The sequence below is a fragment of the Micromonospora sp. DT81.3 genome, from assembly GCF_049847225.1.
Classification (GTDB): Bacteria; Actinomycetota; Actinomycetes; order Actinomycetales; family Microbacteriaceae; genus Microbacterium.
The window spans coordinates 4885-17042 of record NZ_JBNCNY010000013.1 but is presented as its reverse complement, the minus strand read 5'-3'; the positions used below and the strand labels follow the sequence as shown (position 1 = coordinate 17042).

Genomic DNA, 12158 nt, shown 5'->3' with positions numbered 1-12158 from the left:
CAACAGATCGAGACGGAGATGTCGATGAGCACCACCCTCACGAAACTTGTACCCGCCATCAAAGTTCAGGGCGTCAGCAAGACCTACGGGGCGACGCGAGCTCTACAGGATGTCTCCGTCTCGATCCTGCCCGGGCAGGTGCACGGGCTGATCGGACGAAACGGCGCCGGCAAGTCGACTCTGCTGCGCATCATCACGGGTCTCGAACATCCGGATGTCGGGGCAGTGCAGTTCTTCGGAGAGGACGCTCCACCAGCTTCCGACCCGAAGGCATGGCAGCACCGGGTCGCGTGCGTCTACCAGCGGCCATCGGTGTTCGGCAACCTCACCATCGCCGAGAACCTCTTTGCAGGCAGGCTGCCGCAGAACGGCGGCCGTGTCTCGTGGCGGCAGATGCGGGATGAAGCCGACCGCATCCTCGGTGAGTGGAACATCCAACTCGATCCGCGGAGCCTGCTTTCCGACGCACCCATCGAAGAGCGGCAGATGCTCACGATCGCCAAGGCCCTCAGCGCCGGCACGAGAATCGTGCTGCTCGACGAGCCGACGGTACAGCTCGAAGGCGCGGCGATCCGCCGACTCTTCGACAAGGTGCGAGAACTGCAGGATGCCGGCGTCACGTTCGTGTTCGTCTCCCACTTCCTGCGCGAGGTGAACGAGATCTGCGACTCGGCTACCGTGTTGCGCGACGGTCAGGTGCTGTGGTCGCGACTGGGTGACGAGATCCGGTCGGATGACCTCGTCGAGTCGCTGCTCGCCGGCCAGGAGCAGCGTCGGCATCGGGTCGAAGAGACCGCCGAACCGACCAGTGAGGTCGCCCTCGAGGTGGCGTCCATCACCGACAAGGCCGGCGCGTTCACCGACGTCTCGTTCAAGATCGCACCAGGAGAGCTGCTCGCCATCGGCGGTGTGGGCGGCTCGGGCAAGTATTCGGTGGGAGAAGCGATCGCGGGCCTGCGCCGCCTCGACTCGGGCCAGGTGCGCGTGACCGGTGCTGCGGTGAAAGCCGGGAACGTCAAGGCGAGCCAGCGCGCCGGCGTGGGCTTCGTGCCCGCCGACCGCCACCGCGACGGATACGTGCCGCAGCTCAGCGTCGCCGAGAACATGACGATGGGGGTGATGGACCAGCTCGCCCCCGCCGGCCTCCTGTCCCTCCGTCGCCAGACGAGCATGGCCGAGAGTCTCATCAAGGACGTGGCCCTGGTGCCGCCGGATCCCAGACTCGCGGTGTCCGGCCTCAGCGGCGGCAATCAGCAGAAGGTGGTGCTCGCTCGAGCCCTCGCCCGCCATCCCCGCGTGCTCGTGCTCATCTCGCCCACCGCCGGCGTCGATATCGCCGCGAAAGACGCGATCTACGCACTCATCCTCCGCGCACTCGATGACGGGGTCGCCGTCGTGCTGATCTCAGACGACATCGAGGAGCTGCTCGTCAGCAAGCGGGTGCTCATCATGCGCGAGGGGCAGATCGGCGCAGAGCTCACCGATCCCACCGAAGAAGACATCGTCAGAGCCATCGAAGGCATGGAGTGACCATCGTGAACATGACCATTGACCGAACGACCGCTATCTCTACGACTGCGAAAAAAGGCGGCTTCGGCCGGGGACTGATACAGAACGTCCGCGAGCTGAGTGTGCTGCCCGGGCTGCTGATCGTCATCGTCATCGGCGCGATCGTCAGCCCCGCATTCCTCACGGCGGCGAACCTCACCCTAATCCTGCGGCAGTCCGCCGAGCTCGGAATCGTGGTGATCGGCCTGACCTTCATCCTGCTCACCGGCAAGCTCGACATCTCGCTCGAGTCCACGGTGGGCCTCGCGCCGATGGTCGCGGCCTGGCTGCTGGTGCCTTTCGCGGTCGGCGGGCTCGGCACCGAGATCAACCCGTTCTTCGCGATCCTCGTCGCCCTCTCCATCGGTTTCGCCGTTGGTCTCTTCAACGGGTTCCTCGTGGTGAAGCTCGGGCTCGATCCATTCATCGTGACGCTCGCCATGCTGATTCTCCTTCGAGGGATCACACTCGGCATCAGCGAAGGGAAGACCCTGGCGGGTCTCCCCGACTCGTTCCGCTACATCGGCTCGGCGCGCTGGCTGGGAATTCCGGCTGCGATCTGGGTGACCGCCATCCTCTTCCTGATCGCGGGTCTCGTACTCCGCTACACCTCGTGGGGGCGGGCGCTCTACGCGATCGGCGGCAATGCCGAAGCCGCCCGTGCCGCCGGCATCCGTGTCGACTTCATCGTGATGAGCGCGTTCGTCGTCGCCAGCACGCTCGCCGCCTTCGCGGGGCTCATGCTCGCCGGTCGCCTTGCCTCGGTCACGAGTGGCATGGGCGAGAACCTGATCTTCAGCGCGCTCGCCGCAGCAGTGATCGGCGGTGTGCAGCTCACGGGCGGGCAGGGGCGCATCATCGGTGCCCTCCTCGGAGTGCTGCTGCTCGGCACTCTCACGAATGTGCTGACGCTCGCGGGAGTTCCGACATTCTGGATCAACGCGGTCTACGGCGCCGTCATCCTGCTCGCCCTGCTGGTCGGGCGCTGGGGCGCACGCACCCGACGTTGACAACCGCCACGACATCGAAAGGACAACGCATGTCCGAGTTCAGAGACATCAGCTCAACCGTCGTCGCCGAATTGGACGAGGTGTTCCGCCGAGTTCCCCTCGACCACATCGAGGCCGCGCTCGACGCGCTCGAGAGCCATCAGCGCATCTTCGTACTGGGCATCGGCCGCGAGGGCCTCGGGTCGAAGGCCTTCGCGATGCGCCTCACCCACTTCGGAAAGACGGTGCACTGGGGTTGGGACGACACCACTCCCGCCGTCACATCGGATGACCTCTTCATCATGCCCACCGGTCCAGCGAACATCCCGCACCTGCACTACATCGCGCAGAAGGTGAAGGAGACCGGTGCGACGCTGCTTGTCGCCACGGCGGTGCCGGATGGCGAGACGGCGCAGATCGCGGATATCGTCCTGACCATTCCTGCGAGGACTTACGGCGCCGAGGGCGACGTGGTTGACACGATCCAGGCGATGGGGAGTCTCTTCGAACAATCCCTCTGGATCTTCTGGGATGTTCTCTACCTCATGCTCGTCCGCCGGACCGGCGCCCGGTTCGAGGACCTCGTGGCGAGGCATCGCAACTTCGAGTAGGGCGCGCCCGGGGACCAGGCTCGTCTCGTTGAACGGCCCAACTGACAACTCGATCGGCGGAACTCTTCGCAAACTGCGCGATCGCGATCAGCCAGAGACCGTCCAGCGCTGGGTGCTGCCTGCGGCACCGCCAAGAGGCGCTCCTCGTCGCCGACGCGCCGTCGCATTCAACTCATAACATCGCCCGACCCCCAGGTGACCCCGAGGTGACCCCGAGCGCCCTGAGAATGCCGATCCTGGCGAAGTCTGGAGTGTTTGGAGTGTGTGATTTCCGCGGTTTGACGGTGTTAGTCGGTTACTGAAGCGTCAATTTCACCCTGCGAAGAGTTCCTCCCCGCGCCAGGCATGAGGGCCACGCGCCTCGATCAAGGCCCCGACGTCACACGTGTGCCGTGGGCCGACCAGCTCGGCCAGAACTGCGGCGGCTTCTACACGTAGGCACCGACCCTGGGAAGGCGCGGGCACCGCCTGGATTCCAACGCGCGTAGGCTCGTCGGATGGCCTTCGATGCGAACAACGCGGACACCGGCATCGACGGAATCCGCCGCGAGATCCTCGTTTGGGATCAGTTCGGCGATGCGGCACCATCGCCCGCCGTCGCAGCTGGGGATGATGCCGCGTGAGCGTGCACCTCATCGGCGGCGGGGCGACCACGGGTGCGGATGCCCCCCTCTACGCGCCGTTCGTCGCCGAAGCGGCGCTGCGAGCGCGCCACGCGGGCCGCACGCGGCCGCGCGTCGCCGTGATCTCACTGCACCCCGAGGCCGAGGAGAAGGCGGCGGCGCTTGGCGAGCTTCTGGCCGAGGCCGGATCGGGACCCGGAATCGAGGTACACCTGACCGCGGGGCGGCCCGGCGAGCCGATCGGGCTCGGCGCGATCGCCGATGTGGACGGCATCGCGGTGGGGGGCGGCGTCGTCGAGGACGTGCGCGCCGGGCTGGAGCCGGTGTTCGGCGAGTTGCGCCGGCAGGTGGCAGACGGTGTGCCCTACCTCGGCGTCTCGGCCGGCGCGATGATCGCGGCGGAGGGCTCGCTCGGAAGCGGCTCGCGCATCGGCGGCGTGGTCGTCTCACCCGAGGACCCGGGCGAAGCGGGCGACGAGCTGGAGATCGAGGCCGGCATTGGCCTCGTCGACGTGGCCATCGAGGTGCACGTGGCCGAGCGCGGCATGCTGTCCCGACTGGTCGCCGCCGTGGAGTCGGGGCTGGTCGCGGGCGGGCTCGGCGTCGACGAGCGCACGGCCCTGATCGTGGGCGATGGGGCGCTCAGGGTCGAGGGCAAGGGCAGCGTCTGGCGGGTGGTGCCGACCGAGGGCGGCGTGCTGGTCTCGACGATCGGCACTTGAGAATGTCCGCGGCCGGATCTCTAGCGTTGGTACGGGCGCCGTTCCATGTCGGGCTTCTTGTGCCCGGTACTAGTCGAGGGTGATGTCGACGTAGAGTGCGGCGTGGTCGGATGCGGCCTCATGGTCGGCTTCGATGGTTTCGAAGTGGGGGAAGAGAGTGCCGTTGACGCCGCCCCACACGCCCTTGCGGAAGATGCCGGCGCCGGTGGCCCGGGCAAGCAGACTGGGTGAGAGCAGCAGATAGTCGATCTTGCTGGACTTGGTGCCGTTGCCGAACGTGCCGGGCCGGTCCTCGTCCGGATCGCCATCGTCGAACGGTCGCACGGACGCGATATCGGTCAGGTCGGTGTCCGCGAGCAGCGGCTGCAGTGCTTCGCTATCGGGCGTGTCGTTGAGGTCCCCGAGGACGACGACATGGTCGACGCCCGCGGCGCGCAGATCGTCGTAGATGTCGGCCACCTGTTTCGCCTGCCGCTTGCGCCGTGCGATGCTCGCGGGATCATTGCCGCCGAACTTGCTCTTGAAGTGGTTGACGAGCACGACAAGCCGCTGCCCGGCCAGCGCGGACCCGGCCGGGAAGGTGAACCAGTATTCCGGGCAATCCCGGCTGAACACTCGATCACCGAACGGGCCGTCGGTGGTGTGCGACCGCATCACACCGAGCGGGTAGGCGCCGGTCGAGAGGATGCCGACATCGATGCCACGAGGATCGTTCCCGTCGATCAGCATGACGTTCGGGTAGAGCGGTTCTGACTCGACCGGATGCAACAAGAGCGAGTCGGTGAACCGCGCGAGGGTGATGCGGTCTTCAGCCTCGATGATTCCCACGATGTCCGCCCCCACCTCGCGGATGACACGGGCTGTATTGCTGATCGCCTTCTCCTCGATGCGGTCTGTGATCAGTTCCACCCAACCGGTCCAAGCGCCCCGCCCGCTCGCGACCACGGTGACCTCAGACCCGTCTGGATCGTTCTGGGGCCGTCGGAGCAGCCGCCCTCGGATGCGTCGGAGGATCGCGAACGTTGACCTTCGGGTCACGTCGCCGTCGTCACGGAGCAGCTTCAGCTCTTTCAGCAGCACCAGGATCTCGGCCTTCACGTCGGGTGTGTATACCTCTCGCTCGAAGAGCTCGTTCACGCGCGCATGGGCCCGCAACACCTTTCCGGCGACGTCCTCGGGCTGATTCATCGCGCGTGGCCGGGAGAACAGATTCTCCACGTTGTACGACGCAATCCGGATGCTCTGCTGCACCATGACTACCTCCTCGAATCCCCGTGCACCGACAGGTAGGGCAAGAGTGCCCTCCTCGTAGAAGAACGCAATCTGGCCAAGCTGATACACCTCCCCGGGGACGGCGCGGCGCCGACCACTTGATTCGCGGAGTGATCGGGTGGACCATCAAGGGGACGAGTCGGAATACCACGGGGCCAATCGAGCCTCCCGAGACTCGCAGGAGGCTGAGCAGTGTACTCGGCGGAAGTGGCGGCAGTCGGTGCAGCCAACCTGGCTGCGTCCGCCATCCTCAGCAGGTCCGTGTCGGGGAGCGGTCCGACCGGATGCCGGCGCCCGAACCGGCAGGAGAGTCGCGTCGCGGTTCCTCGTCGCCGGCAACGTCTGTAGAACGGGGACACCACCCACCGGCTTGCGATTGCAGCACGAGAAAGAGAAGAGGAGTAGATCGATGATGAGTTCTCCTGAAGCGATGAGCAGCGATACAAGCGCCGAACCGCCGCCCGATTTCGGTCGCCACAACATGTTCGCGTTCGGACGGGACACGGTATTCCTCTCCCACCTCCCGATGTTCATGCTGCCGCACGACGCGCAACTCCTGCTCGAGGTGACCTTGGAAAGGGACGGAAGCAGTCTCACCGAGGCCTGGTCGAGGGAGCGTGCGGACCACCCAGACGAGCACCTCTACACGGTGATGCCTGAGCTGTTCGCGCTTGCCACTCTGTACGCGACGGATCCGCCAGAGCGGGACTCCTTTCGTGCGAGATTTTTCCGCGGCCACCTCGAGCGGGGTGGCGTACCCATCCCGGAGCTGTCTGATGTGAACGTCCGCATCACCGACATTGTCTATGCCCGCAAATTCGACAAGCGTGGCAGGCCGGATGACCTCACATATCTGCTGGTGGGACGAAACCGCGAAATGTTCCTCGCCCACGTGATCAGCGAGCCTCCTGACTTCGACCAGATCCTGTCGGTCGAGCTGGCAGGTCCGCACCCGGACGATGAAGACCTGGAGGCCGGTATCCAGGTCGCGTTCATGGGTCGTGCCAACACGGCGGAGGCGAGACTGAGGACCGGGGAGAGGACAACGGCCCGTGGGCACGTCACGGGCGCGCACCAGTTCCTCACCCTCGAGTTCGGCCAGATACGTGAGCTCTATTTCGAGGAAGGCGAGCTTGCGACATCGAGGGGGGCGTTCGAACCCACGCCGCTTGAAACCGAGGCCGGGTTCGGCGACTAGAAGCCGGGCCGAGATCCGCCAGTGAGTGCGGGAGACCGATCCGCTTGTGCGTCTCGGGCTGTCGCGGTCAGAGATCCCGCAGCGTGCGGCTCGATGGTCGACCTGCGAGCATGGACGTCGTGGGGGGATTCCAAGGACTCGATCGCGACGCCGTCTCGTTCTACGCCGAGCTCCGCGCCGCCAACACGAAGACGTGGTGGACGGCCAACAAGGCTCGCTACAACTCGGCCGTTCGCGAACCGTTCGAGGCGCTCGGTGCGGAACTGGAGCCCGAGTTCGGCGCGGTCAAGATCTTCCGCCCGTATCGCGACGTCCGCTTCAGCGCCGACAAGACGCCCTACAAGCTGCACATCGGCATGCTCACGCAGACCACCGTGAAGCACTATCTACAGCTGAGCGAGGACGGTCTGATGTTGGGTGGCGGGATGTATGAGCTGCCGTCCGCGGCGCTGGCGCGCTTCCGCGAAGCCGTCGACGATCCGCGCAGCGCCGAGGACCTGGACGAGCTGCTCGCGGAGCTCGGCAGCGCCGGCTTTGAGCTCCTCCGCGACGATGCACTCAAGACCGCGCCTCGCGGCTACCGCGCCGACCACCCGCGCCTGCCGCTGCTGCAGCTCAAACGGCTGGCGGTCGGCAGGCGAGAGCCTCCAGCCGATTGGATGTGGACGCCCGACGCGTACGACGTCATCGCTGACCACTGGCGCACTGTCTCGACGTGGTGCGCCTGGCTCACCGAGACGCTCGCCGCCGAGCTGCTCGACGCCGCCCAACCATCCGGGCGGGGACGCAGCGACGCGATGTGACAACCTCTTCTCGCGCGCGTCCTGGCAGGCTTTCCGCGACGCAGCTGTCGTGCATCCACGCCATCAGGAGTGACACGCGGATTGCCGCCCGGGATGCGCCGAAGGGAACCCTAGACGGGTGCTGGGCGATTCACGGCAATGCCCGCCCTCGACGGTGAGGGAAAGGCGCAGTGGGTCCGCGACCGCCAATCGGATGAGTCGCCACGTTGACGGCGAGCGCTGTGCCGAAGCTCGTTGCGGTATTGACATGGCGACTGGCAGAGGCTATTACGTACCCAGGGGTCATGCGCTGTGAGGTGGCTGCGGCTCCATGTGCATCACCCGCGGGTCTCACGACTGTCGTGACCCGCCAATAGAAGGAGACCGATCATGCAATCATCAACAACTGTTGCGCCGGCCCTGTTCGCGCTCCAACCAGTCACAGAGAGCGGCGAGTCAAATCCCAAAGTTGACGCTTACGAAGCGGACCTCGCGGCGCAGTTTGGTATCGAACTCGGCGATGTGCAACTCCGCACGGCCGGGACAACAACGAAGGACGGCGATAGCGGCGAAGACTAGAGGCGCCTGAGCCCTCGGCAGTTTCTCGCGCTCTATTCAGTGATGTCTGCATCGCCAGTACTCATCGTTACGGGCTCAAGCGACCTTCACGGGCGAGCAGTGCAGCGCGAGGTCGAGAAACGGGGGCAGCGTGCGTACTTGCTGCCTTCCGATGAAATCTCGAACACGCGACTTACGAGCCTTCTTTCTGGAGACGCGCACTTCTGCATCGGTGATGAGCGAGTCGTTGTAGACGAGATATCAACCATTTGGTGGCGTCGTCCGTCCCTGGCGCAGACAGTTCTTCAAGAGCGCCACGGTGACGTGCAGGATGACTACATCAACTCCAACTCGAAGGTGACTCTGCGCTCGACGCTCGTCAACCATTTCAACGGCAGATGGATATCCGCGCCTGACGCTACCGAACGCGCATCAGACAAATTGTTCCAGCTCAGATGCGCATCGCAATGCGGTTTGCGTGTCCCGGACACTCTGATTTCGTGCGATCCAGTCGCCGTTCAGCGTTTCTACGACTTTCACGATCGGAACGTCATCGTCAAAGCGCCCCATAACACTGGTCGCAGATTTCTTGCCACTCGCGAGTTCCATGTTGAGGACGTCACGAACGAGCAACTCGCTGTCGTTCCGAGCATGTATCAGGAGCGTATTCCGGGAACACGTCATCTACGGGTGAATTGCTTCGGCACAAACATTCGCACCGCTTCCATAGATACAGAGGAGCTGGATTGGCGGCCGAACATCAACGTCCCGGTGACGCCTTACACCTTAGGACCTGATGTGCAGAAGCAGCTCCTGTTGCTGCTTGAAACGCTGGGCCTGGCAATGGGCATCATGGACCTCAAGATCACCCCGGACGGCGAACTGGTGTGGTTCGAGGTCAACCCACAAGGCCAATTTCTCTTCCTCGAGCCACTGACACACCAGGGACTCTTGGATCTGTTCACAACATTCCTCCTCAGCGAATGACGAGGCGTGACACGTGGAGCGGCCAACGCTGATGGGGCCTCAACCACATTGATGAACCCTCGCACCCGAGGGGGTGCACCGACCGGAGTGAATGCGGGGACGAGTTCGTACCCGTCGGAGTGAGCGGCTCGATTGCCTCCTGGGTCAGGTTGCGCGTGAATGCCTCTTGTACACCGCTGTTTCGTGGGTAGTGACGGCCGGCGCGGGGGGCTGCCGCGGCCGGCAGTCGCGACGCCGCAAATCAGGCATGGTCAACCGCCCTGGGTAGCTGATTACCGATGCTCTGGGTCTACTCCTCGAGCGAAATGATCGCAATACCTCTTCGTGCGCTCATCGGTCTCGTCGCAGTCCTCGCGCGGAAGCGGTTTGCGCTGCTGGGTTCGAGCAGGCACCTTGGCACACAATATTGACAGGGCGTATCGCTCATGGAATGATCCGTCACGAGGCCGGACCCTGCTCGATTGGGGGATCGACGGAAAGCGAGTGTGCCTGACCTCATAGCACGTCGCTCGACTGTTTCTGATGCAGGTTCCAGTGCAGCCGAGCTCGCATCTCGTCGGCGAGAGGAACGGCTATGACCTGGCTCGAGTGGGAACCCCTTCGAGGCGTCATTGCCAATGCGCAGTCGCCAGCGCGGAGCGTGCGCGGCCTGATGCCTGGGGAAAGCCCTCCTCGCTAGCTCGCCATCCACAAGGCAAGTGCGTCCCGGATTCTCGAGGGCTGTTTGGCGTCGCCCAAAAGGGATCAAGAACGCCTGCCTCTTCGGGGCACGAGGCCACTTTTGAACTGAGCACGGACGGACGCCCGGCTCACTGTTAGGTCAGCAAATTCCGTCAGAATCCGGAGGCACCACTAATGGCAACCTACCCCGACTCCATCGCGCACCCCTCAGGAGCTCAGCTCGCTCTCGTTCCGGAGATGGTGCTCGTCAAGGTCGTCCCAGGACGGGCGGCGTCCACGAGCGACGTCCTCGACGAAGCGGGGCTTGTTCCCCTTCAGTCGGGTCCGACCGCAGATTCTTCTGCTCGGTCGGTTCCCGGCACGGACCTGCCTCATGCCGTCGTGAACGAAAGCGCGGATCTCCGCTTCGCCAGTGCTCGCGACGGCAGGAGTGTCGACCGCGATGTGGTCGCAGCGAGCTCCGGCGTGGAGTGGACCGCCCCTGTCTATCGCGCCGAGGTCCGCGGTCACGAGGAGATGCTGGCTCCCTTGGCCAACAGCCTCATCATTCCGTCGGCTGTCGCTGAGGATCAGAGCGCGAAGCCGGTGCTCGAAGAGTACGGCCTCGTCCGCAATGACGCCCGCAGCGCCCTGCTGGGCCCCTTCGACGTCTACGAGATCTCGTCCGAGAATCCTGCGGCCTACGACATCCGTGACGAGCTGTCCGCACGGCTCGGCGCGGAAGTCCGGCTGGAGTTCGTGCCCCTCGTCACACCAGTGGCGTTCCAGCCTGATGACCCCTTGTTCGCGCAACAGTGGGACATGGTGCAGATCGGCGCCGGTGGAGGAGGGACCACCGCGTGGGATGTGCAGCAGGGTTCAGCCACCATCACAGTGGCGGTTCTGGACGAGGGCGTGGATCTCGGCCACCCCGACCTCGTGGGCGCGTTCCTCAATAACGGCATCAACCTCGGCAGCATGTCGGGCACCGGCGCTCCCACAGGCAACCATGGGACGCCGTGTGCCGGCATCGCCAGCGCGCCTCTCAACAACTCCACGGGTACGGCCGGTGTAGGCGGAGGAGCATTGATCCTTCCCCTCGCCTTCCAGAATTGGACCGACGTAGAGGTGGCAGCAGGAATCCGGCACGCCACAGGTCAGGGCGCACGCGTGATCTCGATGAGCTTCGGCTGGGATCTCTGGGACCATGCGGTGATCGATCCCGCCATCACCGAGGCCCACGACGCCGGATTGGTCATGTGCGTCGCGACGCACAACCACAACACGGAGAACGGCGTGACGTATCCGGCGACCAACCCGCTCGTCATGGCCATCGGAGCCAGCGATCAAGCGGACAATCGAAAGTCCCCGTCGAGCCCCGACGGGGAAGGGTGGGGGTCCAATTGGGGGCCAGAGGTGTCCGTCGTGGCACCGGGAGTGCTGTGCCCGGCTCCGGATCGCTCCGGTTCCGATGGCTACACCGGCGACGACTACACCATGACGTTCAACGGCACATCAGCCGCCACGCCTCATGTGGCGGGTCTGGCGGCCCTGATTCTGTCCAGGAACCCCTCTCTCACCAACACCGAGGTGCGCGCCATCATCGAGACCACGGCTGCACGAGTCGGGACTGTTCCGTATGCCGAGACACCCGGCCACGCCAACGGCACCTGGAATGCTGAAATGGGACACGGGCGGATCGACGCCAATGCCGCGATCCTCGCCACTCCCGCCGTGGTGGCTCACGCCCAGGACAACGCCATCGCGCTGGTGCGTCAGACGCCGGGCTGGGGGACGATCCCGGTGGCATTCGCCCGCGGCGACGGGAACTGGGACATCACCAACGGTGCTGCCGCGACGTTCATCGGGTCCTGGGCGAACACTCCGGGTGTGCAGGTGGTGACCGGTGACTTCAACGGGAACGGTCTGACCGATATCGCGCTGGTGCGTCAGTTGCCGGGCTGGGGGACGATCCCGGTGGCGTTCGCGCGCGGCGACGGGAACTGGGACATCACGAACGGCGGTGCTCCGAACTTCATCGGTGCCTGGGCGAACACTCCGGGTGTGCGGGTGGTGACCGGTGACTTCAACGGGAACGGTCTGACCGACATCGCGCTGGTGCGTCAGCAGGCGGGCTGGGGGACGATCCCGGTGGCGTTCGCGCGCGGCGACGGGAACTGGGACATCACGAACGGCGGTGCTCCGAAC

11 protein-coding genes are annotated in these 12158 nt (G+C 65.0%); 10 read left to right on the top strand and 1 reads right to left on the bottom strand.

Annotated features, from left to right (window positions below):
• Positions 1-18 precede the first annotated feature (18 nt).
• The 5 genes from ACPW96_RS20520 to ACPW96_RS20500 all read left to right on the top strand — a co-directional run bounded on the left by ACPW96_RS20520 (position 19) and on the right by ACPW96_RS20500 (position 4493).
• Positions 19-1530 carry a sugar ABC transporter ATP-binding protein gene (locus tag ACPW96_RS20520; RefSeq protein WP_425885352.1) on the top strand — a complete coding sequence of 504 codons (1512 nt, stop codon included), beginning with the start codon at positions 19-21 and terminating at the stop codon, positions 1528-1530.
• A gap of 11 nt (positions 1531-1541) precedes the next feature.
• On the top strand, positions 1542-2558 hold the full coding sequence (locus tag ACPW96_RS20515) for an ABC transporter permease (RefSeq protein WP_425885350.1): 1017 nt from the start codon (positions 1542-1544) through the stop codon (positions 2556-2558).
• A gap of 29 nt (positions 2559-2587) precedes the next feature.
• Positions 2588-3148, top strand: a complete 561-nt coding sequence (locus ACPW96_RS20510) for an SIS domain-containing protein (RefSeq protein ID WP_425885349.1) — start codon at positions 2588-2590, stop codon at positions 3146-3148.
• A gap of 497 nt (positions 3149-3645) precedes the next feature.
• Positions 3646-3771 (top strand): hypothetical protein, encoded by a 126-nt coding sequence (locus tag ACPW96_RS20505; RefSeq protein WP_425885347.1) that lies wholly within the window; start codon positions 3646-3648, stop codon positions 3769-3771.
• Positions 3768-4493: a Type 1 glutamine amidotransferase-like domain-containing protein gene (locus ACPW96_RS20500; RefSeq protein WP_425885345.1), complete on the top strand. Its 726-nt coding sequence runs from the start codon at positions 3768-3770 to the stop codon at positions 4491-4493. Before ACPW96_RS20505 ends, ACPW96_RS20500 begins: the two co-directional genes overlap by 4 nt.
• 69 nt (positions 4494-4562) lie before the next feature.
• On the opposite strand, the gene ACPW96_RS20495 is transcribed toward ACPW96_RS20500, so the two are convergent.
• Positions 4563-5747, bottom strand: a complete 1185-nt coding sequence (locus ACPW96_RS20495; RefSeq protein WP_425885343.1) for an endonuclease/exonuclease/phosphatase family protein — start codon at positions 5745-5747, stop codon at positions 4563-4565.
• Positions 5748-6174: 427 nt separating this feature from the next.
• Here ACPW96_RS20495 and ACPW96_RS20490 point away from each other — a divergent pair, with 427 nt between their 5' ends.
• The 5 genes from ACPW96_RS20490 to ACPW96_RS20470 form a co-directional block, all read left to right on the top strand.
• A complete protein-coding gene (locus tag ACPW96_RS20490; RefSeq protein ID WP_425885341.1) occupies positions 6175-6963 on the top strand; it encodes a hypothetical protein in 789 nt (262 codons plus the stop codon).
• Positions 6964-7082: 119 nt separating this feature from the next.
• Complete coding sequence (locus tag ACPW96_RS20485; RefSeq protein WP_425885339.1) at positions 7083-7766, top strand: DUF2461 domain-containing protein; 684 nt, start codon at positions 7083-7085, stop codon at positions 7764-7766.
• A 369-nt stretch (positions 7767-8135) separates the two neighbouring features.
• Entirely contained in the window at positions 8136-8324 is a 189-nt protein-coding gene (locus tag ACPW96_RS20480; RefSeq protein ID WP_425821639.1) for a hypothetical protein, read from the top strand.
• 99 nt (positions 8325-8423) lie between these two features.
• Positions 8424-9290 (top strand): hypothetical protein, encoded by an 867-nt coding sequence (locus tag ACPW96_RS20475; RefSeq protein ID WP_425885337.1) that lies wholly within the window; start codon positions 8424-8426, stop codon positions 9288-9290.
• Positions 9291-10145: 855 nt separating this feature from the next.
• Positions 10146-12158, top strand: a 2013-nt coding sequence (locus ACPW96_RS20470; RefSeq protein WP_425885335.1) for a S8 family serine peptidase, incomplete at its 3' end; no start/stop codon positions are given.